General features: G+C 63.9%; 22 protein-coding genes. 8 read left to right on the forward strand and 14 right to left on the reverse strand.

Annotation, left to right across the window (positions count from 1 at the left end; genetic code table 11):
* Positions 1-30: 30 nt before the first annotated feature.
* Complete coding sequence (locus tag ACROSR_RS09600; RefSeq protein WP_432684429.1) at positions 31-639, reverse strand: inner membrane-spanning protein YciB; 609 nt, start codon at positions 637-639, stop codon at positions 31-33.
* A 33-nt stretch (positions 640-672) separates the two neighbouring features.
* Positions 673-1,575, reverse strand: a complete 903-nt coding sequence (locus tag ACROSR_RS09605; protein WP_432684431.1) for an EamA family transporter — start codon at positions 1,573-1,575, stop codon at positions 673-675.
* A 126-nt stretch (positions 1,576-1,701) separates the two neighbouring features.
* Between ACROSR_RS09605 and ACROSR_RS09610 the strand changes: the two genes are divergently transcribed.
* Positions 1,702-2,169: an MgtC/SapB family protein gene (locus tag ACROSR_RS09610; protein WP_432684533.1), complete on the forward strand. Its 468-nt coding sequence runs from the start codon at positions 1,702-1,704 to the stop codon at positions 2,167-2,169.
* A gap of 37 nt (positions 2,170-2,206) precedes the next feature.
* Here ACROSR_RS09610 and ftsY read toward each other — a convergent pair whose 3' ends face one another.
* Both ftsY and ACROSR_RS09620 read right to left on the reverse strand, forming a co-directional pair.
* Positions 2,207-3,379: a signal recognition particle-docking protein FtsY gene (ftsY, locus tag ACROSR_RS09615; RefSeq protein WP_432684433.1), complete on the reverse strand. Its 1,173-nt coding sequence runs from the start codon at positions 3,377-3,379 to the stop codon at positions 2,207-2,209.
* A 69-nt stretch (positions 3,380-3,448) separates the two neighbouring features.
* Positions 3,449-5,134, reverse strand: coding sequence for an NAD(P)H-dependent oxidoreductase subunit E (locus tag ACROSR_RS09620; RefSeq protein ID WP_432684435.1), 1,686 nt, complete (start codon positions 5,132-5,134; stop codon positions 3,449-3,451).
* A 294-nt stretch (positions 5,135-5,428) separates the two neighbouring features.
* Here ACROSR_RS09620 and ACROSR_RS09625 point away from each other — a divergent pair, with 294 nt between their 5' ends.
* Together ACROSR_RS09625 and ACROSR_RS09630 are read left to right on the forward strand one after the other, a co-directional pair.
* Positions 5,429-5,821, forward strand: coding sequence for a hypothetical protein (locus ACROSR_RS09625; RefSeq protein ID WP_432684534.1), 393 nt, complete (start codon positions 5,429-5,431; stop codon positions 5,819-5,821).
* Positions 5,822-5,940: 119 nt separating this feature from the next.
* Positions 5,941-7,338, forward strand: coding sequence for a helix-turn-helix domain-containing protein (locus ACROSR_RS09630; RefSeq protein WP_432684437.1), 1,398 nt, complete (start codon positions 5,941-5,943; stop codon positions 7,336-7,338).
* Between the two features lie 4 nt (positions 7,339-7,342).
* On the opposite strand, the gene ACROSR_RS09635 is transcribed toward ACROSR_RS09630, so the two are convergent.
* On the reverse strand, positions 7,343-8,236 hold the full coding sequence (locus tag ACROSR_RS09635; protein WP_432684439.1) for a hypothetical protein: 894 nt from the start codon (positions 8,234-8,236) through the stop codon (positions 7,343-7,345).
* Between the two features lie 213 nt (positions 8,237-8,449).
* On the opposite strand from ACROSR_RS09635, the gene ACROSR_RS09640 reads away from it, so the two are divergent.
* Positions 8,450-9,496, forward strand: coding sequence for a DMT family transporter (locus tag ACROSR_RS09640; RefSeq protein WP_432684441.1), 1,047 nt, complete (start codon positions 8,450-8,452; stop codon positions 9,494-9,496).
* A 7-nt stretch (positions 9,497-9,503) separates the two neighbouring features.
* Here the strand turns inward: ACROSR_RS09640 and lpdA are convergent, their stop codons facing one another.
* From lpdA to queA, 4 genes are all read right to left on the reverse strand, one after another.
* Entirely contained in the window at positions 9,504-10,898 is a 1,395-nt protein-coding gene (gene lpdA, locus ACROSR_RS09645) for a dihydrolipoyl dehydrogenase (RefSeq protein WP_432684443.1), read from the reverse strand.
* A 119-nt stretch (positions 10,899-11,017) separates the two neighbouring features.
* Complete coding sequence (locus tag ACROSR_RS09650; RefSeq protein ID WP_432684445.1) at positions 11,018-11,596, reverse strand: DUF924 family protein; 579 nt, start codon at positions 11,594-11,596, stop codon at positions 11,018-11,020.
* Between the two features lie 102 nt (positions 11,597-11,698).
* Positions 11,699-12,952, reverse strand: coding sequence for an MFS transporter (locus ACROSR_RS09655; RefSeq protein WP_432684447.1), 1,254 nt, complete (start codon positions 12,950-12,952; stop codon positions 11,699-11,701).
* Positions 12,953-13,020: 68 nt separating this feature from the next.
* Positions 13,021-14,109 (reverse strand): tRNA preQ1(34) S-adenosylmethionine ribosyltransferase-isomerase QueA, encoded by a 1,089-nt coding sequence (queA, locus tag ACROSR_RS09660; RefSeq protein WP_432684449.1) that lies wholly within the window; start codon positions 14,107-14,109, stop codon positions 13,021-13,023.
* 90 nt (positions 14,110-14,199) lie between these two features.
* On the opposite strand from queA, the gene ACROSR_RS09665 reads away from it, so the two are divergent.
* The 3 genes from ACROSR_RS09665 to ACROSR_RS09675 all read left to right on the forward strand — a co-directional run bounded on the left by ACROSR_RS09665 (position 14,200) and on the right by ACROSR_RS09675 (position 16,790).
* Positions 14,200-14,661 carry a peroxiredoxin gene (locus ACROSR_RS09665; protein WP_432684451.1) on the forward strand — a complete coding sequence of 154 codons (462 nt, stop codon included), beginning with the start codon at positions 14,200-14,202 and terminating at the stop codon, positions 14,659-14,661.
* 235 nt (positions 14,662-14,896) lie between these two features.
* On the forward strand, positions 14,897-16,219 hold the full coding sequence (locus ACROSR_RS09670) for a DUF5930 domain-containing protein (protein ID WP_432684453.1): 1,323 nt from the start codon (positions 14,897-14,899) through the stop codon (positions 16,217-16,219).
* Positions 16,209-16,790, forward strand: coding sequence for a bactofilin family protein (locus tag ACROSR_RS09675; RefSeq protein WP_432684455.1), 582 nt, complete (start codon positions 16,209-16,211; stop codon positions 16,788-16,790). Before ACROSR_RS09670 ends, ACROSR_RS09675 begins: the two co-directional genes overlap by 11 nt.
* 105 nt (positions 16,791-16,895) lie before the next feature.
* Here ACROSR_RS09675 and ACROSR_RS09680 read toward each other — a convergent pair whose 3' ends face one another.
* Positions 16,896-17,480: an HNH endonuclease gene (locus ACROSR_RS09680; RefSeq protein WP_432684457.1), complete on the reverse strand. Its 585-nt coding sequence runs from the start codon at positions 17,478-17,480 to the stop codon at positions 16,896-16,898.
* A 157-nt stretch (positions 17,481-17,637) separates the two neighbouring features.
* The gene (locus tag ACROSR_RS09685; RefSeq protein WP_432684459.1) at positions 17,638-19,458 is read right to left on the reverse strand and encodes an ABCB family ABC transporter ATP-binding protein/permease; all 1,821 of its coding nucleotides are present in this window, start codon (positions 19,456-19,458) and stop codon (positions 17,638-17,640) included.
* Positions 19,459-19,683: 225 nt separating this feature from the next.
* Between ACROSR_RS09685 and ACROSR_RS09690 the strand changes: the two genes are divergently transcribed.
* Positions 19,684-20,235, forward strand: a complete 552-nt coding sequence (locus ACROSR_RS09690; protein ID WP_432684461.1) for an LOG family protein — start codon at positions 19,684-19,686, stop codon at positions 20,233-20,235.
* Here ACROSR_RS09690 and rarD read toward each other — a convergent pair.
* The 3 genes from rarD to ACROSR_RS09705 form a co-directional block, all read right to left on the reverse strand.
* A complete protein-coding gene (gene rarD, locus ACROSR_RS09695) occupies positions 20,196-21,092 on the reverse strand; it encodes an EamA family transporter RarD (protein ID WP_432684463.1) in 897 nt (298 codons plus the stop codon). The genes ACROSR_RS09690 and rarD overlap by 40 nt on opposite strands.
* Before the next feature lie 128 nt (positions 21,093-21,220).
* Positions 21,221-21,679: a host attachment family protein gene (locus ACROSR_RS09700; RefSeq protein ID WP_432684465.1), complete on the reverse strand. Its 459-nt coding sequence runs from the start codon at positions 21,677-21,679 to the stop codon at positions 21,221-21,223.
* A gap of 139 nt (positions 21,680-21,818) precedes the next feature.
* The gene (locus ACROSR_RS09705) at positions 21,819-22,418 is read right to left on the reverse strand and encodes a superoxide dismutase (RefSeq protein ID WP_432684467.1); all 600 of its coding nucleotides are present in this window, start codon (positions 22,416-22,418) and stop codon (positions 21,819-21,821) included.
* Between the last annotated feature and the right edge of the window lie 22 nt (positions 22,419-22,440).

The following is a 22,440-nucleotide window of genomic DNA, read 5'->3' on the forward strand; positions in this document are numbered from 1 at the left end:
CCCGCCCCGGACAGGCGACGGCGCGTGCCCTCACGCCGCGTCGTCATCCTGTTCGGTCGAATGGTCGCGGAAAAGCGCCCCCTGCGCCATGAAGAACAGAAAGACCGCCGCGGTCAGCCCGAAGGTCTTGAAATAGACCCAGATCTCCTCGGTCTGCGTGCGCCAGACCAGCTCGTTCAGCACGGCGAGCCCGAAGAAGAACAGCATCAGCCGGCGGGTCAGTGTCATCCAGCCCAGATCGGTCAGGGGGATCATGCCGTCCATCACGAATTGCAGATAGGACCGGCCGCGCATCAACCCCACCGCAAGGACGCCCCCGAACAGAAGGTAGATGATCGTCGGCTTCATCTTGAAGAACATCGGGTCGTTGAACCACACTGAAAGCCCGCCGAATACCACGATCAGCACCGCCGTCACCGCCTGCATCCGCGACAGGTGACCCGTCAAGCGCCACAGCACCGCCATCGAGATCAGGAACACCGGCACGAACCCGGCGGTGACGACGATGAACCCGTCATACTCGGTCCCGCCGATGGTATAGACCCGGTCCTTGAGCCAGAGATACGCCACGAAAAAGGCCAGCACGGGGCCGATCTCGAGAACCGGCTTGACCCATTTGGGCGTCGGGGTGTCATTCATGTTGCCTGCCTTGCCTGTCGTCGTTGCGAATCGTCAACTCCCCAACTCAACTATCACCGCCCCCGCGGCGATCAAGCCCATCAGCGCGATGCGGCGCGGGCCGACGGTGTCCTTCAGCACCAGCCAGCCGATCAGCGCGGCGAAAACCGTCGAGGTCTCGCGCAGCACCGCCGCCTCGCCCACCTTGTCGAGCCGTGTGGCCAGCATTACCGACCCGAACGAAAAGAACGCCACCAGACCGCCCGACACACCGCGCAGCGCCAGCGGGCCAAGGGTGGGACGCGCAGCCATGTTGCGGTAGCGCAGTCCGGCAATGGGCAGGATGCTCAACCCGTCGAGAAAGAAGAACCACGCAAGGAACGTGAACGGATCGGCGGCGGCACGGATGCCGTAGGCGTCATACGTGGTGTAAATCGCCACGAACAGCCCCGTCACGACCGCCAGACCGAGGGCCAGCGGCATCGTCTCGCGGTCCAGCGTCAGGGTCCGCAGGTTGTAGACCGCCAGCCCGAAAATCCCCGACAGCAGCACCCCGAGACCCAGCCACTGCACCGGCGTGAACAGCTCGCCAAAGATCAGCCACGCGCCGACCACGGCAAACAGGGGGCCGGTGCCGCGCACGACCGGATAGACCACGGTGTAGGCCCCTTTCGAATAGGCCATCGCCTGCAACACCTTGTAGCCGACATGGATCACCACCGCGCCGGCAAAGATCGGCCACATATGCGCCTCGGGCCACGGCACGACGAACAGCGCAAAGGGTGCCGCCATGGCAGAATAGCTTGCATCGATCGCGCCACGGCTGAGCCAGGGGTCGTGCCGGCCCTTCTGCAATGCGCCGAAGACGGCATGCAGGAAGGCCGCCGCAAGCGCCAGGATCATGGCAAGACGTTGCCCGGCCTCGGTGCCTTCAAGGGAAATCAGCCAATCGCTCACGCCGCAGGCCTCGCGTCGGGGCGGGCTGTCGTGCTAAGTCCGCAACACCGTGATCGCCAGGAAGATGTGAGCGCCGGAATGTGGGAAACCATGATCGAGCAATTATCAGCCGTGTTCGACAGCAGGATGTGGGACACGATCACCGACGAGATGTCGGGCACGTTCAGCGCCGTGCCCCCGATCATCGCCGCCACCCGGCTGGTCGCGGCGCTTGCGCTTGGCGCGATGATCGGCGCCGAGCGTGAATTCAAGGGCAAGCCGGCGGGCCTGCGGACCCATATGCTGGTCTCGATGGCCGCCTGCCTGTTCATCCTGATAAGCCAGCAACTGGCCGCCCTGCCCTTCGGGGCCGAGGATGCGCTGCGGGTCGATCCGCTGCGCCTGATCGAGGCGGTGACGGCCGGGGTCGCGTTTCTGGCCGCCGGGATCATCTTTTCCTCGGGCGGCGTGGTGCAGAACATCACCACAGGCGCGTCGATGTGGCTGGCCGGGGCGATCGGCCTGGCCTGCGGGGCCGGGCAGATGCCGCTGGCGGCCATGGCGACAGGCATCGTGATCGTGGTGCTGTATGTGCTGCGACTGGTAGAGCGATAACCGCGCGCGGCCGTCCGGGGCGAACCCTGCAATCGGCTCATGCCGCGTCAATGCCGGTCAGGGCTGCGGCGAATTCCTCTGGGTCGAACGCGGACAGGTCGTCGATCTGCTCGCCCACGCCGATGGCGTGAATGGGCAGGCCGAACTTGTCGGCCAGTGCCACGAGGACACCACCGCGCGCGGTCCCGTCAAGCTTGGTCATCACAAGTCCGGTCACATTCGCCAGCTTCTGAAAGATCTCCACCTGGCTCAGCGCGTTCTGCCCCGTCGTGGCATCCAACACCAGCAGCGTGTTATGCGGCGCGTCAGGGTCCTTCTTGCGGATGACGCGGACGATCTTGGCCAGTTCCTCCATCAGGTCGGCGCGGTTCTGCAGGCGTCCGGCGGTGTCGATCATCAGCAGGTCCGCGCCGTCGGCCTCGGCCCGTGTCATGGCATCATGGGCAAGGCTTGCCGGGTCCGAGCCTTCGGGCGCGGTCAGCACCGGCACACCCGCGCGATCGCCCCAGATCTGCAACTGCTCGACGGCGGCGGCACGGAACGTATCACCCGCGGCGATCACCACCGATTTGCCCGCCGCCTTGAACTGGCTGGCCAGTTTGCCGATCGTCGTGGTCTTGCCGGACCCGTTGACCCCCACGACCAGCACCACCTGCGGCCGCTTGGCATAAAGTGGCATGGGCCGCGCCACGGGGTCCATGATGCGCGCGATTTCTTGCGCGAGCAACGCCTTGATCTCTTGGCTGGACAGCCGTTTGCCCATGCGGCCCTCGGCCATGTTGGCGGTGACGCGCATCGCCGTCTCGACCCCCATGTCGGCGGTGATCAGCAGATCTTCCAGCCGCTCGAGCATGTCGTCATCGAGTGCGCGTCGCGTGACCGTGCGCGCCGCGTCCCGGCCCAGAAGCCGGCCCAGCAACCCCGGTTGCTGCCCTGCGTCCGGCAGGGTGTCGGGGATTTCCAGCGGCGCCGGTGGTGCGGTGGCCTCCTCGGGTGGTTGCGGCACCTCCTCGGGACGTTCGACAGGGGCTTCCTGCGGGGCGGGCGGCGGCACCTCGTCAGGCGATGGCGGTATGACCGGCGGCTCTGGCCGGGGGTCCGGCTCTCGGGGTTCGGACGTACCGCCCTCGTCGACGATGGCATCAAGCCCCTCGTCGAGCTTCGACGAGGACTTGAACAGCCGTTCCTTGAGTTTCGAGAAAAACGCCATGCGCCCTCCGATCCGCGTGATACTTGTCACCTAATGCGGATCGATGGAATATGGAAGCCTGCGCCGCGCTCAGATCTCGTCGGGGAAATGCTGCATCGTCAGACGAATCGGGTTCGGGGCCGCCTGCCCAAGCCCGCAGATCGAGGCATCGGTCATCGCCGTGCAAAGCTCGGACAGAAGCGGCTGATCCCAGCGGTCGGCCTGCATCAGCTTCACGGCCTTTTCGCAACCCACCCGGCAGGGCGTGCATTGTCCGCAGCTTTCATCCTCGAAAAAGCGCAGCATGTTGAGGGCGGCATCGCGCGCGCGGTCGTGATCCGACAACACCACCACCGCCGCCGAGCCGATGAAGGAGCCATGCGGCTGCAACGTGTCGAAATCGAGCGGCACGTCGTCCATCGCCGCAGGCAGCAACCCCGACGAGGGACCGCCGGGCTGGTACGCTTTGAAGACATGGCCATCCGCCATGCCGCCCGCAGCGTCGATGATGTCACGGATGGTCGATCCTGCCGGCAGCAGGTGTACGCCGGGGTTCTGTACCCGGCCCGACACCGAGTAGGAGCGCAGACCCCTGCGGCCGTTCTTTTCCACGCCCGACAGGATCTCGCCGCCCTCGCGCAGGACACGCGTGACCCAGTGCAGGGTTTCCACATTGTTGACCAGCGTGGGGCGATTGAACACCCCCACTTGCGCGACGAAGGGCGGGCGATGGCGCGGCAGGCCGCGCTTGCCTTCGATCGACTCGATCATCGCCGATTCCTCGCCGCAGATATAGGCGCCCGCGCCGCGGCGCAGCTCGATATATCCGGGCGACACGAGGCCTGCCTCCTCCAGCGCCGCGATCTCGCGGGCGAGAATCCCGAGCACGGCGGGGTATTCGTCGCGCATGTAGATGAAGCATGTCTCGGCCTCGATGGCCCAGGCCGCGACAAGCATCCCTTCAAGAAAGACGTGCGGTTCGCGTTCGAGGTAATAGCGGTCCTTGAAGGTGCCCGGCTCGCCCTCGTCGCCGTTGACGGCCACGTAGCGCGGGCCCGCCTCGGCGCGCACGAAGCCCCATTTCTTGCCCGACGGGAAGCCCGCGCCGCCAAGACCGCGCACACCCGCGTCAAGCAACGTCTGTTGCACCGTCTCGAAATCGCCGTCCGCGCGCAGCCGCGCCAGCACCTCGTAGCCGCCGGTCGAGGTGTAGTCGCCAAGGGTCTGATATTGCGGAATTCGGGCATGCGTATCCCCGGCCGCAATCGCCGCCTGCACCTTTTCCGGCGTCGCTTTATCGATATGGTTGTGGCCCAGTTCCAGCACCGGCGCGGTGTCGCAGCGGCCCATGCAGGGCGCGCGCACGACGCGCACCTGCGATCTGTCAAGCCCGTCTTCAAGCGCCGATTTGAGCTGCTGCGCCCCGGCCATCTCGCATGACAGCGAGTCGCAGACCCGAATGGTCAGCGCAGGGGGCGGCGTCTCGCCCTCCTTTACCACGTCGAAATGCGCATAGAACGTCGCGACCTCGTAGACCTCGGCCTGCGAAATGCGCATCTCTTCGGCCAGCGCCCGCAAATGCGCCGCCGACAGATGGCCGTGGGCGTCCTGTATCAGGTGCAGGTATTCGATCAGAAGATCGCGCCGTCGCGGCCCGCTCCCCAGCAGCGCGCGCACCTCGTCCAATGCCTGATCCTCGAGCTGGCGGCCCTTGGGCGTGTGCCGCCCCTTGCCCTTGCCAGATTTCCAGACGCCCTTGCGCTCATCCAGTGCCATTTGGGACTCCTCGCTTGTCTTGACCCAAGGGATAACGTTCCCCAACCGTCTCAGCGGGATCAAAAACGACGTTTGCCCCGCCAGATGCGTTCCGATCCGCGAATCTCCCAGGCATCCCGTCCCCGCGCGCCGCGTCTGGAAAGACCGTGTGGCACAACGCCCGGCAATTCAATCGGGTAAAGGGGTATGATCCGGCACAAGCGCCGGATCGTGGTCGCCACGCATATCGCAGGCCCCGAGACAGGCGCCGGTTTTAGCTGGCACGACACGGGCCGGTCTGGCATATCCATGGACATGAAACGCCTTATCCTGCTGGCCGCGATATGCGCGCCCTGTCATCCCGCCCTGGCCCAGATGAGCGCCGCGGAATTCGACGCCTATACCCGCGGACACACCTTCTATTACGGCGCGGGCGGCGCACCCTATGGCGGCGAGGAATATCTCGACGACCGGCGTGTGCGGTGGTCGTTTCTCGACGGCGACTGTCAGGACGGATACTGGTACGAGGACGATGGCCTGATCTGCTTCGTCTACGAAAACAACCCCGACCCTCAATGCTGGAGCTTCGAGCGGTCAAGCGACGGCCTGATCGCGCGTTTCGAGGGCGATCCCGAGATGTCGGAGCTGTACGAGGTCGAGAAATCCAGCGAGCCGCTGATGTGTCTTGGCCCAAAGATCGGCGTCTGAGCGGATCTGGCAGACACAGGGGCCTCCACGGGGCGCGCCTGTCGTGTTGCGCTTGCCCTGCCGGCTTTGCAAACCTATCGTGACACGTGGCTAAGCTGCAAAAACACCGAGGCGCGACAATGGCGGTCCAGAAACTTTATGCCGGGGTAAAATTGCGCGAGACGCGCAAGCGTCTCGGGCTGACACAAAAGGATTTCGCCGCCAAGCTTGGTGTGTCGCTGCCCTATCTCAACCAGATGGAGAACAACAACCGCCCGGTCTCGACCACGGTGGTTCTGGCGCTAGCGCAGGAATTCGGGTTCGACGTCACGGAGTTGTCCACCGGCGATGCCGAACGCCTGATCACCGACATGCGCGAGGCGTTTGCCGATCCCCTGTTCGGGGCAGAACCGCCGCCGCTGGCCGATCTGCGGCTGACGGCGTCGAATGCGCCCGCACTGGCACGGGCGTTTCTCGAACTGCACAGCACGTATCGGCAGACGCATGAACGCCTCGCCTCGCTCGATGCGGCGCTAGGCCGCGAGGATGTGCGCGGACAGGCCAGCCCGTGGGACGAGGTGCGCGATTTCTTTCACTATTGTGACAATTACATGGACGCCATCGATCACGCCGCCGAACGCTTTGCCGACGGCGATCCGCGCATCGGGGCAGAGACGCAGGCAGTACGCCGTCTGGGCGAACTTGGGGTGACCGTGGTCGAGGCCGACACGCCCACCCTGCGCCACCACGACCGCGACGCGCATGTCCTGACGCTATCGGCGCGCGCCGCCCCCGAGACCCGGCGCTTTCAACTGTTGCTGCAACTGGCGCTGCTGACGCAGGACCCGCTGATCGAGGCGACGCTCGATTTCGCGCGGTTCCAGTCGGACCAGGCGCGCGACATCGCAAAGATCGGGCTGGCCAACTATTTCGCAGGCGCGGCACTGATGCCCTACACCCGGTTCCTCGCGGCTGCACAGGAGGTGCGGCACGATGTCGAGGTGCTTGCCATGCGCTTCGGCGCCTCGGTCGAGCAGGTCTGCCACCGGCTTTCGACGCTGCAACGCCCCGGCGCCAAGGGGATTCCGTTCTTTTTCGTGCGGGTCGATCAGGCCGGGACGATCACCAAGCGCCATTCGGCGACGCGGCTGCAATTCGCGCGGTTCGGCGGGGCCTGTCCGTTGTGGAACGTGCACCGCGCCTTCGAGACGCCGGGGCGCTTCCTGCGGCAACTGGCCGAGACCCCGGACGGGGTACGCTATATCAGCCTGGCCTGCGATGTCAGCAAGCCGGGGGGCAGTTTCGGCGCCCCCGTGCGGCGCTTCGCCATCGCCTTGGGCTGCGAGGTCAAGCACGCGGGCGATCTCGTCTATGCCGACGATCTCGACGTGACCAACGCCCGCGCGTTCGAGCCGATCGGGATTTCCTGCCGCATCTGCGAGCGGACGGACTGCCACCAGAGGGCCGTGCCGCCGCTGGAACGCCGCTTGCATGTCACACCCGACGAGCGGGGCGTGCTGCCCTACCGCGTCGGGTGACAGGTCACAGCCTGTCGGACAGCGGGGCCGCGGCCAGCGGCAGGCGCCATGTCTCAGGCGGCGTCCGCTCGTCCTCGGGGCGGGCCAGAAGCACCTGCGCGTGGAAGTGCCCCGTCGTCTCGACGCCGTCAGTGTCGTGCCCCGCCGCACGGGCGTTTTCGATGGCACGGGCCTGCTCGTCGGCGTTCTCGAACCGGCGATGCACGAAGGGCGGGATCGGCAGAACCTCCTGAACCAGCCCGTGCGCGCGTAGCACCGCGTCTGTCGTGCTGCGTTCATTGCCACGGATGGGCGAGGTCATCAGCCACGGCTTTCGCGGCCCGCAGGCCGTCAGCATCCGGTCAAGCGCGCGTGGCATCAGCTGCGCGACCGACCCGCATTCGACGATCATGTCCACCTCTGCAAGCTCTGCGGCGAGCGCCTCGGACGGGTCGGCGGTCTCCAGATCCTCGGCAAAGCCAGCCTCGAACAGGCCGACAGTACCGGCATAGGCCACCGCATTGGGCATCACGTCCAGACCGGCGAAGCGGATGCTTACATCGTCGCGGCGCAATCCGGCCAGCCAGTCGCGATCCCAGTCCATGACCTCTTGCGGGGTGGCGGCATCAAAACGCGACGCGCGGTAGCGCCGGAACACCGCGTCAAGGCTTACCTCGTGCCCCATCAGCAGGCTGACGATCCCGTAACTGCTGGCGAAATCGAACACGCGCGGGCGCGCGATCTCGCGCAGGCGCATCACCTCGTCGAGACCGGCCCGAAACGCCACGACCGCGTGATGCTGGTTGCGGTAACCGAGCGCGTCCATCATCCGGAAATAGGCGCGGCAATCGGGACGGTCGTAGGTGTCGTCGAAGATCGTAACGAAATCGGTGGTCGGGATCTCTGGCGCTTGGGTCATCGGGGGTCCATCCGCAGCGAAGGCATATGGGTGCCAAGTGTGCCCGCGCGGCGCGGCATTACAACCACAAATCACCGCACCATGGCCCGCGCGGGCCGATGTGACATCCCGCTTTACGCAACGTGATCCACCGTGTGCCGCGCGCGCTTGCGCAGCCGGTGCGCAAGGCGCAAGCTGGCACCGCGTCACAGTCCATGTTTACAGGATCAGAAGATGACCCAGACCTCGACCGAGACGATCAGCGACACCCCGCGCGTGCTTCTGGGCGCGGGCTTCGCCTGGGTCGCGGTGGTCATCTTTGCCGCGGGCAATTCCATCGTCTCGCTTCTGGCCGAGATCGGCGCACAGAACCAGGTGATGGGCCGTAATGTCATCACCTATTGCAACCTGCTTTTCCTCGGCTCGCTGATGTCGCTGGTTCCGATGGCGGCCATGTTCTGGCGCGAATGGACGATGGAGAACCTGCGCAAGCTCACCCGCACGCACTGGATGATCCTGACGCTTTCCGCGTTTCTGTCCTCGGCACTGACGCCGGGGCTGTTCTTCTACGCTCTGGAACAGACCACCGTGACCAATGTGGTCCTCATGGGCCGGATCGAGCCGCCGCTCTTTCTGCTCGCCACCTGGCTGTTCCTGAAAGAGAAATTCGAGCCGTGGGCCTTTGCCGGCGGTCTTGTCGCCCTCTGCGGTGCCGTAGTGATGCTGTGGCTCAATGGCGGCGGGGGGTTCGAACTGGGCAAGGGCGAGATCGGGGCGCTTCTGGCGACGTTGTCCTACATCGCCTCGACATTGGTGGCGCGCACTGGGCTGCGCGGCATCCCGATGGGCATTTTCGCGATCTACCGTACCCTGGTCGGCACGATCTTTTACTTCTTCCTTGCCATCTACCTGTTCGGCCCGCTGCATTTTCAGGACGTGTTTCACCCGCTGGTCTGGCAATATGTCTGGATCTACGCGCTGATCGTGGTGATCGGCGGGCAGTTCGCCTGGGCGCTCGCGCTGAAGAACGCGCGGTCGGGCGACGTGTCGCTTGCCACGTCGTTCTCGCCGCTGGCCGCGATCCTGATCGCCATGGTGCTTCTGGGCGAGGATCCCGGCCCCGGCCTGATCCCCGGCGGCGCGATCATCCTGATTGCCATCGCGATCGGGCAGTACGGGCGGCTGCGGTCGCAACGCAAACGCGACGATCGCCCGTCCGAGGCCCCGGCGCGCAAGCGCGCGCTGGAGCATGAGGGCGAGGTGAACTTCAAGGGCGCCTGAGGCGGCGTCACATGTGGATCACACGCCCATACGCATCGAGTACGCTCTCGTGCATCATCTCGCTGAGCGTCGGATGCGGGAAGACCGCCTGCATCAGATCCTCTTCGGTGGTCTCCAGCTGACGGCCCACCACGTAGCCCTGGATCAGTTCCGTGACCTCGGCCCCGATCATGTGCGCGCCCAGAAGCGCGCCGGTGGCGGCGTCGAACACGGTCTTGATCATGCCTTCGGTCTCGCCCATGGCGATGGCCTTGCCGTTGCCGATGAACGGGAAGCGGCCGACCTTGATGTCGAAACCCTGCTCCTTGGCCTGCGCCTCGGTCAGGCCGACGCTGGCGATCTGGGGCGTGCAATACGTGCAGCCGGCGATGCTGTCGGGATCCACGGCATGCGGCGCGCCGCCGGCGATCAACTCGGCCACCATCACGCCTTCGTGGCTGGCCTTGTGCGCCAGCCACGGCCCGTTGGTCGCGTCGCCGATCACGTAAAGACCCTCGACACCCGTGCGGCAATACGCATCCGTCACCACGAAGCTGCGCTCGATCCTGGCGCCGAGATCCTCCAGCCCGAGACCTTCGGTATTGGCGGTGATCCCCACGGCCGAGATCACGGTGTCGAAATCGTGTTTTTCGACCGTGCCGCCGGTTTCGATATGCGCGGTGACTGTGCCCTTGCCGCGATCCAGCTTTTTCACCGAGGCGCCCGTCTTGATGGTCATCTTCTGCGCTTCGAAGGCCTTGCGCGCAAAGTCCGAAATCTCGGCGTCCTCGACGGGCAGGATGCGGTCCTGCACCTCGACCACGGTCGTCTCGGCCCCGAGGGTGTTGTAGAAGCTGGCGAATTCGATTCCGATCGCGCCCGAGCCGATGACCAGCAGCTTTTTCGGCATGCGCGGCGGCATGAGCGCGTGCTTGTAGGTCCAGACAAGCTCGCCATCGGCCTCGAGCCCCGGCAGTTCGCGCGCGCGGGCGCCGGTGGCCACGATGATGCTGTCTGCCGCAAGATCCTCGGTACCGTTTTCGGTCCTGACGCTGACACGGCCCGCTGCCGGCAACGTGGCCTCGCCCATCACGACGGTGATCTTGTTCTTCTTCATCAGGTGCGCGACGCCGGAATTGAGCTGCTTGGCCACCGCGCGCGACCGCTTGACCACCGCGTCGAGATCGAAGTCGATGCCGGTCGCGGTCAGGCCGAACTCGTTGGCCCTGTGCATCAGGTGAAACACCTCGGACGAGCGCAACATCGTCTTGGTCGGGATACACCCCCAGTTCAGGCAGATGCCGCCCATGTGCTCACGCTCGACAATTGCGACCTTGAGCCCGAGTTGCGCCCCCCGGATGGCGGCGACGTAGCCGCCCGGCCCGGCCCCCATGACGATCATGTCAAAACGTTTCAACGCCATCTGCCTCCTCCGAGCTGCCCTGTGACGGTGACGTTAGACCATGTTGCGCACGGCGACAACGCGCAGGCCGCGGTCGGTCGATATCCGTTGGATGATGTCGATGGTCGCGAGCGCGCGGATCACGCGGCTTCCATCACCTCGCGCAGGACCGCGCCGTATCCACCCTCTGCGGTGAAGGCACGCTCAGGCGCGGTCGAACTCCGGCCAAGCGCGTCGTTCCTGTAGGGAAAGCGCCCGAACCGACGGATCACCTCTCGGTGCGCGCGGGCATGCACCATGTTGTCGGGGCCTTGCTCGGGCATGCGTTCGCAGATCAGGCGTACGCAGCGATCCTGATCGCAGAGGTTCTCGGAATGCATGAGCGGCAGGTAGAAGAATTGCCGCGCCGGTTCGTCGATCCTCAGATCCCAGCCCCGATTGATCGCCACCTTGGCGGCCGCCAGTGCGGCCGTGTCTGTCGAGAAGGCCCGCGCGTCCCCGCGGAACATGTTGCGCGGGAACTGATCCGTCAGGATGATGTAGGCGAGCGTGCCCGTCGGATATGTCAGCCAGAGACTGCACGCGCCGGCGCGCGCGTTCTCCCAACCGGTCTGGAACCTGTCACGCACCGTCGCGTCCAGATCTTCGGACGATTTGTACCAACCGTCCGGACCGACCTCGTCCAGCCAGAACTCGAGAACCTCATCGGGCGACACCATCGGGATACTCCTCATCTCCCTGTAACACTGTGATGACGTTAACCCGCGTCTGCTTCGTTTTGAAAGTAACTTAATAATTCAAAAGGCTTGGAATCACTCGAATCATGCCGCTTTTTCGTTTTGCGCAGCCTCGACGGCGATTTCTTGCGCAAACTCGACCGCGACGGGCGACGCAGAGGGCATCACCGGCGCGTAACTGTCGGTCGGCGACACGCCTTGGCCGGGGCGTTGTGTCATCCGGTAGACCGCATAGACCACCATCGCGAACATCAGAATGGCGATATAAAGGAAATACCCCCCCGGCCCGATGATCCCCATCATCCACCCCAGCATCAGCGGTCCGGCGATCGCGCCGAACCCGTTGATGAACAACATGCCGCCCGCCGCGGCCGCCATGTCGTCGTGGTCCAGAAAGTCGTTGGTATAGGCGATGAGCAACGAATAGAGCGGGTTCGACGATCCGCCGATCAGAACCGAGGCCAGCAGCAGGAACCAGAAGATATCCCCCAGCATCATGCCGATCACCGCCCCGATACCGGTGATGAGCGACACGATCGCGATGAGGATGCGGCGATCCATCCGGTCCGAAAGCCAGCCAAGCGGATATTGCGCGACAACGGCTGCCACGTAGAATGACGCGACAAAGATAGAGATCTGCTCGACGGTCAGGCCCGCCTCGGACCCATAGACCGCCGCCATGCCGAATTGCGCCGCGAAAACACCACCGGTCAGGAACATGCCGACACAGCCGAGCGGCGAGATCTTCATGATCTGAAACAGCGACAACGGCTTGGTGGTCTCGAAAGACGGTGTCGGGCTGACCGACAGCAGGATCGGCGCGAACGACAGCGAGACCAGCACGCAAGGGATCACGAACAGGACATAACCCGCCGGATCGGCGAGCACGATCAGCCCCTGCGCGGTGACCAGCCCCACCATCTGCACGATCATGTAGGCCGACAGCGCCTTGCCGCGCGTCCCGTTCGTCGCGGTATTGTTCAGCCAGCTTTCGGCCGTCACGAACACGCCCGAGAAACAGAACCCGATCACCACACGGCCGATGGCCCAGGCCCAGGGATCGGTCACCGTCGGGTACAGGATCATCACAGCCGAGATCATCGATCCGAGCGCGGCAAAAACCCGCACATGCCCGACCCGGCGGATCATCTGCGGGGCGAGGCGCGACCCGAACAGGAACCCCACGAAATAGGCGGACATGATGACCGACAACTCAAGCGTCGTGAACCCTTCGATCGCGCCGCGAATGCCCAGCAATGTCCCCTGCATGCCGTTGCCGACCTGCAAGAGCATCATACCCAGAAACAGCGCCCAAGCGCCTGTCAATACCCGAAACATCGTTGTTTTCCACGCGCTTGCCCGCAACGCTACATGCGCCGGGCTGACCAGTCTGTGCCATTCGCGACTCAGTCTGTCGCGTGGTGGTTCCGGGTGTCATCCGGCGGGGTCGGAAGCAATAGCGAAGCGTCGCCGTAAGAGAAGAAACGGTAACGTTGCGCAACGGCATGGGCGTAGATCCGCCTGATCCGCTGCGGACCCATGAAGCCCGCGACCAGCATCATCAATGTCGATTTCGGCAGGTGGAAATTGGTCATCAGCCCGTCGGCGATGCGAAACTCGAATCCGGGATAGATGAAGATGTCGGTATCGCCCGACCAGGCCGCGATCTCTCCGGTATCGCGGGCCGCGGTCTCGATCAGGCGCAGGGCCGTGGTGCCCACCGGGATGATCCGTCCGCCGGCGCGGCGAGTGGCGTTGATCTCGGCCGCGGCCTCTGCGCTGACCTCGCCCCACTCGGCATGCATCCTGTGGGTTGTCACATCCTCGACCTTGACGGGCAGGAACGTGCCCGCGCCGACATGCAGCGTGACGTAGCTGACGGTCACGCCCTTGTCCGCCAGTTCGTGCAACAGATCCGCGTCGAAATGCAGTGACGCCGTCGGGGCCGCCACCGCCCCCGTGACGCGCGCCCAGACGGTCTGGTAATCCTCGCGGTCCTGCGCATCGGCGGGGCGGCGTGACGCGATATAGGGCGGCAGGGGCATGGCGCCCGCCGCATCCAGTGCGGCATCGAAATCGTCGCCGGTCAGGTTGAACCGCAGCCGCCCCTGCCCGTCATCGCGCGCTTCAAGCACGGCCGACAGCGTGTCGGAAAAGACGATAGCCTCACCGATCGCGACCTTCTTGAGCGGCTTGACCAGCGCCGACCACGTGCCATCCGCCTGCGGCTCCAGCAGGGTGACCTCGATCCGGGCGCGCGTCGCCGCCGGACCCGCCCCCCGGTGGCGGTATCCGCTCAGCCGCGCGGGAATGACCCTTGTGTCGTTCAGCACAAGGCGGTCACCCGCGCGCAGCCACTGCCCCAGGTCGGCCACGATGGCGTCGGTGATCGCGTCACCCTCGGCCACGAGAAGGCGCGCGGACCTGCGCGGCCGCGCGGGCCGCGTGGCGATCAACGCCTCGGGAAGATCGAAATCGAAATCGCTGAGCTTCATCTGTGCATTCGGTTATTCGGGGATGCGGCTTTATTATCGCTTGGCGTGCGTTATTGTGAAACGCGAAGCTTCGCAACAAGAGGACGCGCAATGCCCGAAACTTCCGATATCGCCCCCGATTTCACCCTGCCCCGCGACGGCGGCGACAGCATGACACTGTCGGACCTGCGGCCCGGCCCGGTGGTGCTGTTCTTTTATCCGCGCGACGACACGTCGGGTTGCACCAAGGAGGCCGTCGCCTTTTCCGGGATGAAATCCGAATTCGACGCGGCCGGGGCTGCCGTGATCGGGATTTCGAAGGACAGCGTCGCCAGCCACGAGAAGTTTCGCGACAAGCACGACCTTGCCGTACCGCTTCTGTCGGACGCGGACGACGCCGTGTGCGAGGCCTACGGCGTGTGGAAGGAAAAGAACATGTACGGCAAAAAGTTCTTCGGGATCGAGAGGTCCACCTTCCTGATCGACGGCACAGGCCGCATCGCGCGCGTCTGGCGCAAGGTCAAGGTGCCCGGACATGCGGAAGAGGTGCTTGAGGCCGTGCGCGGCCTGTAGGCGGCGATAGACCGTCGTCTTGTGCGTGATTTGTGCAATTTTACAATCTAAGGTTGTATTTGACGGGCCAAAATAAGCGATTTTCCGCCAACTGGGCGGGAAAAGGCCTGTCGCGCGCGCCTGACGGCTCGAAATTCTTGCCGCCGTTTTAATCAATGTCTAAGCGTGTAACAGGACGCGTGGCGGTGCGGGCAACAGCGCCATGCGACAGGAAAGACACGAGGAAACAGACAGCGTGATAAAACGACTGCAGATGAAATTCCACGACACCCTAGAGCGTTACGTACCCGAAAGACGGGTTTTCATGCGCTCTGACACGGACACACGGTTCATACGATTGGGCCCTGTCACACAGCTGGTCGCGGGGGGTGGCGCGGCTGCGATCGTGGGCTGGGCCATAATCGCGACATCAATCCTGGCCATGGACGCCATCGGCGCCGGCAATTTCCGGGAACAGTCCAAGCGCGACCTGCAAACCTACGAAAGTCGCCTGAACACCTTGGCGTCCGAGCGTGATGCGCGGGCGCGAGAGGCGCGCGCGGCGCAGGATCGGTTCAGCTACGCGCTCGAACGGATCTCGGCGATGCAATCGGATCTGCTCGAGTCAGAGACCCGTCGGCGCGAACTGGAAACCGGGATCGAGGTCATCCAGGCGACGTTGCGGCGGACCATGACCGAACGCGAGGCCGCGACCCGCAAGGCACAGCAGCTTGCAGACCGGATCGCACAAGGCAACGGCGCGGCAACGGGCCAACGTGACACCGAAGAGCGTGACGAGACGGTCGATTTCCTTGCAGCCGCGCTCGAAGACACGGCACAGGCGCGCGACCAGACCATCGCCGACGCCGAGGCGGCCCTCGTCCGGGCCGACGACATCGCCCACGAGCTGCGCCTTTTGCGCGATCGCAACGACGAGATATTCCGGCAGCTCGAAGACGCGGTCGCAATCTCTGTCGAGCCCCTCGACGCGATGTTCCGCAAGGCCGGGCTGGATACCGACCGGCTGCTCGACACTGTCAGACGCGCCTATTCCGGGCAGGGCGGTCCGGACCTGCCGGCATCTTTTTCCACCCGTGGCGAAGGCACGCTTTCGCCCGATGCCCAACGGGCCAACCGCATTCTCGGGCGATTGGACGAACTGAACCTCTACCGGCTTGCCGCCGAGAAAACGCCGTTCGCGATGCCCGTCAAATCCGGCGTCCGCCTGACATCGGGGTATGGCATGCGGTGGGGACGGATGCACAAGGGCACCGACTACGCCGGAGCACACGGCACACCGATCCTGGCGACCGCGGATGGCGTGGTCAGCCACGCGGGCTGGCAGTCGGGCTATGGCCGCCTGGTGAAGATCGAACACGAATTCGGCATAGAGACGCGCTACGCGCACATGTCCCGAATCCGGGTCAAGCCCGGACAAAGGGTCTCGCGCGGGGACAGAATCGGTGATATGGGAAATACCGGACGTTCCACTGGCACCCATCTTCATTACGAGATTCGCGTGGACGACAAGGCCACCAACCCCATGACCTACATCAAGGCAGCGAAAAATGTTTTCTAAGAGCAAGATCAACGAGCCCGCCCAGAAGTCCGGCGATGCGAAACCGGCAACGCCAGAGCCGCGCCGGGATACCGCGCAGGCCGACAGCGGCGCCGCGGGCGAGTTCAAGGCTCAGGCACCCAAATCCAAGCCGCCCGCCTCCGTGCTCTCGTCTGACCTTCATGTCATCGGCAATCTCAAGACCACCGGGGACATTCAGGTCGAGGGCACGATCGAAGGCGACATTCGTGCCCACCTTCTGACCATCGGTGAGGGGGCGACGGTCAAGGGCGAGGTGATCGCCGATGACGTGGTGATCAATGGCCGAATCGTCGGACGCGTGCGCGGTCTCAAGGTGCGGCTGACATCCACCGCACGGGTCGAGGGCGATATCATTCACAAGACCATCGCGATCGAAAGCGGTGCCCATTTCGAGGGATCCGTGCAGCGTCAGGACGACCCGCTGGCAGCCAGCAAGTCGGGCGGCAAGCAGGCGCAGGCGCAGGCCCCGACACCGTCGCAACAGCCCGCCGCGAAACAGCCCGAGAGCAAGCCGGCACAGCCCAAGCCCGCAGACAACACACAGGCGTAATCCCGGCCCACCGGGTGGATGCGGCTCGGTCGCCACGGACGGACGCGCCCGGTTGTGATCTGTGCAACAGTCGCGCAGCTGTCATTGCCTAGTGTGTGAGGCGGTTTACGCCTCCAGCTCGGCATCCCAGTACAGGAAATCCAGCCAGCTTTCGTGCAGGTGATTGGGGGGAAACTTGCGGCCCATGTTGCGCAACTGCTCGGCCTCGGGGGCCAAGGGTGGCTTTTGCAGGCTCATCCCCGCTTTGCGCAGGCTGCGCGATCCCTTCTGCAGGTTGCATCTGCTGCAGGCGGCCACGACATTTTCCCAGCTTGTGACACCCCCGCGAGCGCGCGGAACAACATGGTCGAACGTAAGATCGCCCTTCGATCCGCAATACTGGCAGCTGAATTCATCCCGCAGGAATAAATTAAAGCGCGTGAAGGCCACGCGCTTTTGAGGTTTCACAAAGTCCCTGAGAACGATGACCGAGGGTATTCGTATCTCTGTGCTCGGGCTGCGCACCCAGTGGTCATATTCGGCGACGATATCCACCCGGTCGGACCACGCAGCCTTGACCGCTTCCTGCCATGTCCACAGGGACAAGGGGTAGTATGACAGCGGCCTGTAATCCGCGTTCAACACCAGTGCCGGAAAATGCCGCAAGGCTGCGTGCTCTCTTACGAAGTCGGTTCTGAAATCCCCGTCCATCTTTCACGATGCCCTTCTAGCGGCCCATGTTGCAGGTGGCGCGGCCGATGCGGCCCTGATGATCTGACTATATCTCGTGTTTTGTGGCTGGCAAGCCCGATATAGCGCGTCCTTCTGTAGCCCTCATAGGCAACGAACGTAACTGTCGCGTGACATGTCAGGCGACTTCCTGGTCCTGTCCCGATGCCTGCCGCTGCCACAATGCCGCATAGCGCCCCTGCCGGGCCAGAAGATCGTGATGCGTGCCTTCCTCGATCACGACCCCGTTGTCGAGAACGGCGATCTTGTCGGCCCCGGCCACGGTCGAAAGACGGTGCGCGATCATCACCACGGTGCGCCCCTTCGCGGCGCGCGCAAGGGCGTCCTGGATTTCGCCTTCCGTCTGGGTATCGAGCGCGCTGGTCGCCTCGTCGAGCAACAGGATGGGCGGATTTTTCAGCAAGGTGCGCGCGATCCCGACGCGCTGCTTCTCGCCTCCCGACAGCTTCAGCCCGCGCTCGCCGACCTGGGTGTCGTAGCCGTCGGGCAGCCCCGCGATGAAGTCATGGATCTGCGCGGCGCGTGCTGCGTCCTCGATCTCGGACTGATCGACCCCGGCGCGCCCATAGGCGATATTGTAGCCGATCGTGTCGTTGAACAGCACCGTGTCCTGCGGCACAACGCCGATGGCATCATGCAGGCTGTCCAGCGTAACATCGCGCACATCCTGCCCGTCGATGCGGATCGCCCCCGATTGCACATCGTAGAACCGGAACAGAAGCCGCCCGATCGTCGATTTTCCTGCCCCCGACGGTCCCACCACCGCCAGCGTCTGGCCGGGCTTCACGTCCAGCGTCACGCCTTTCAGGATGGGATGCGCGGCATCGTATCCGAATGTCACCGCATCAAATCGAAGCGCGGCATCGCCGACATCAAGCGGCTGTGCGTCCGGCTTTTCCGTGATGTCCGGGTCCCGTTCCAGCAGTTCGAACATCTCGCCCATGTCGACCAGGGCCTGCCGGATCTCGCGGTAGACCGTGCCCAGAAAATTGAGCGGCATGGTGATCTGGATCATGTAGGAATTGACCATGACGAAATCACCTACCGTCATGTTGCCATTCTGCACACCAACCGCAGCCATGACCATCACGATAACCAGACCGCCGGTGATCAGCACGGATTGCCCGAAATTCAGGAACGCCAGCGAGTGCGCAGTCTGAAGGGCCGCGCGCTCGTATCCCGCCATGGCGGCATCATAGCGCTCTGCCTCGCGTGCCTCGGCCCCGAAATACTTGACCGTCTCGTAGTTCAGCAGGCTGTCGACGGCCTTTTGATTGGCGTCCGTATCCTGATCGTTCATCTCGCGCCGCAGGCGCACACGCCATTCGGTCACCTTGAAGGTGAACCAGGTATAGGCCGCGATCACCCCGGCCACCACGACCAGGTACCAGATATCGAACAACGTCCACAGCACGATACCAACCAGCAGCAGCTCCAGCACCAGCGGCCCGATCGAGAACAGCAGAAACCGCAACAAGAAGTCCACGCCCTTCACGCCGCGTTCTATGATCCGGCTGAGCCCGCCGGTCTTGCGCGTGATGTGATAGCGCATGGACATCGCGTGGATGTGCTGAAAGGTCTGCAGCGCAAGCGCCCGCAGCGCCCGCTGCGCCACCCGCGCGAAGACCGCGTCGCGCAATTGCTGGAACCCGGTGTTCAGCAGACGCGCCATGCCGTAGGCGACGGTCAGCCCCACTGCCCCGGCGCCCAGCATCCACGCCGCATCCCGGCCCTCGCCCGCAAGCGCATCGACCGCCGCCTTGTAGAAGAACGGCGTGCCGACGGCGATGAACTTGGCCGCGACCAGAAGAAGCACGGCGAAGACCACCCGCTTTCGGACCCATGGTTGGTCCGCAGGCCACAAGAACGGGGCGACACGCCGGATCGTAAGCCATCCGCTGCGCGGCGCCGGGGGCAGTGTTCCATCGGAGGTGTTCATGTCTGGCTTGGTCTTTCGCTTGACTGACCCGAGACCTAGCCCCCGCCACGCCGAATGACCAGCCCGCGACAGGATCGCATGGGGATCATTGCGCGTGCGTCATGAACGCCCGGATCACGTTCGGGCACCGCGATAGTCCATAAGGGGCGCAGACCCGATATTGCTCGCAGGCGCGAGGCCGGATATCAGGTTCGGACCGAACCGTTATCAAGCTTGGAGACCCGGATGACACCACGTTCCGTCTGCGTATTCTGCGGCGCGCGCGCCGGCAGGCGCCCCTCGTATATGGACGCCGCGACGGCGACGGGAACGATGTTGGCGGAAAACGGATGGCGACTGGTCTACGGGGCCGGGGATGTGGGGCTGATGGGGGCGACGGCGCGCGCGGCGCAGACGGCGGGCGGCGTCACATTCGGCGTGATCCCCGCACATCTGGTGAATGTCGAATCCGGCAAACGCGATCTGACGCAATATGTCGTGACCGAAACCATGCATGAACGCAAGAAGGTGATGTTCATGAACTCGGATGCGATCGTCGTCCTGCCCGGTGGCGCGGGCTCGCTGGACGAGTTTTTCGAGGTGCTGACATGGCGTCAGCTCGGCTTGCATGAAAAACCCGTTTTCCTTTTGAATACAGAAGATTATTGGGCACCGTTGATGACCATGATCCAGCATGTGATCGCTGAAGGCTTTGCCGATGAAAGCCTTGGCCGTTTCGTGCAACCCGTTGATACGGTTCAGGATTTGAGGATCGCTCTGCGCGCGGCCCTGTCCTGACGCAGGCTGGCGGTGGTGTAGATCGCCAGCGCCGTCCAGATCATCGCAAAGGCGATGGCATGCCAGAAGCTGAAAACTTCCTGAAAAAGCAGTGTCGCGACAAGAAATTGCAGGCTGGGGTTCAGGTATTGTACCAGACCCACCGTGGCCAGCGTGATGCGCTTGGTCGCGTAGCTGAACATGATCAGTGGCGCGCCCGTCAGGATACCCGAAAACGCCAAGAGAAGGCTGTCACGCCAATTGGTACCGAAAGCCCCGCCGGGGCCGGTATGATAATACCATAACACGGTCAGCGCGATCGGGGACAGCAACAGAACCTCGGCGGTGACAGAGGCCACAGGTCCGACCGAAAGCCCCTTTTTTACCAGGCCATACAGCCCAAAGCTGCATGCAAGGACAAGCGAGATCCAGGGCGGCACGCCAAGCCCCGCGGTCAGGGTCACCACCGCGCAGAGCGCAAGCGCGACAGCGAAAAGCTGTGCGCGGCCCAGCCGTTCGCGAAAGGCGATCGCGCCAAGCAAGACAGCAACAAGCGGAAAGATGTAATAGCCCAGTGACGCCTCCATCGCGCGACCCACATGGATCGAGGTGATGAAAACGAACCAGTTGATCGAGATCATCAGCGCCGCCAGAGCGATCGAGAAAAGCTGCCGACGTGCGCCAAGCGCTTGGCCCAGAACCGAAATCCGTCCCTGAAGAAACAGCACGAAAGCAAAGAACGCGCAGGACCAGAGGGTGCGATGCGCAAGGATCTCGATGGGCTGGATATGATCCAGAAGCTTGTAATAGATCCCCGACAGGCCCCAGACCGTGCAGGTGGCGACCATCGCGATGATGCCCTTGGTTTGCTCGCGCATCACCGTGTCGTCCCCCGCTTGGCTACCCGCCCCAGTGCTGCCCTGTCTGACCGGTCAGGGCAAGCCGAAAGCGTACGCAGTGTTCGCCCGGTCGGCGGGGGCGCCAAGGGGCGGTGCGGGGCACACAGCTAGAGTTTCGGGTCCAGCTCTGCCTTGAGCATGCTTTCAACCTTGTCGAGGGGATGGTTGGCGAGATCCTTGGGGATTTCGGCCACCACCTTGTCGCGCACCGCCCTGTGCAGGTGATCGCGCAGATCGCCAAGAACATGCGGTGCGGCGACCAGCACGATCCGGTCGAAATCGCCGCGATGCGCGTGTTTGTATAGAATGTCGGCAAGGTCGTGCGCGAAGCGTTCCTTGGCCAGTTCGTGCCAGTCGGTATCCTCCATCGCCGAGCTTTGCCCGGTGCCGGGATCGCGCTTGCGGCCGGGGCGGTTGGCGGACTGGTCATAGTCAGACGGATTGTCCTGTTCGCTCTTGCTGACAACCTCCAACGTGGGGGATATGGCATCGACGGTGTTGCGCAGGAAAAGCGCCTTTTCGCCATCCGCGATCAGCACCCACGTTCCATTGGTCAATACGGCCATGTTCCGATCCTCCTTTGTCTCGTGCTCGATGATAGTCGCGATGCGGCGACCCTGCATTGATCGGGATCAGCCGACGCGAAAGGGAAGGCCCCGCCGACACGTGCCGACGGGGCCTGTTATCATGTCGGCACGTCAGGTGTCACATGCGCGACGCGACGTTTTCCCAGTTCACGAGGTTGTCGAGGAAGTTGTTGATATAGGCGGGACGCTTGTTGCGGAAATCGATGTAGTAGGAATGCTCCCACACGTCGCAGCCCAGAAGCGCCGTCTGACCGAAGCAGAGCGGGTTCACGCCGTTCTCGGTCTTGGTGATCTTCACGCTGCCATCGGTGTCCTTGACGAGCCACGCCCAGCCCGATCCGAACTGCCCGACACCGGCCGCTGCAAACTGTTCCTTGAACTGGTCGAAACCGCCGAATGCGTCGTTGATCGCCTTTTCGACCTCGCCCGGCATCTTGGTGCCGCCGGGCGCCATCATCTCCCAGAACTGATTATGGTTCCAGTATTGCGAGGCATTGTTGAAAATGCCCGACTGCGCGACCGACTTGGGGTCATACGTCCCCTTGATGATCTCTTCGACGGGCTTGCCTTCCCATTCGGTGCCGGAAATCGCCTTGTTGCCGTTATCGACATAGGCCTTGTGGTGAATGTCGTGGTGATATTCCAGCGTCTCGCGACTCATGCCGTGATCGGCGAGCGCGTCGTGGGAATACGGAAGATCGGGAAGTTCGAAAGCCATGGGTTTCCCCCTGTTCGTTGAT

This window comes from Roseovarius tibetensis (genome assembly GCF_050896375.1).
GTDB lineage: Bacteria > Pseudomonadota > Alphaproteobacteria > Rhodobacterales > Rhodobacteraceae > Roseovarius > Roseovarius tibetensis.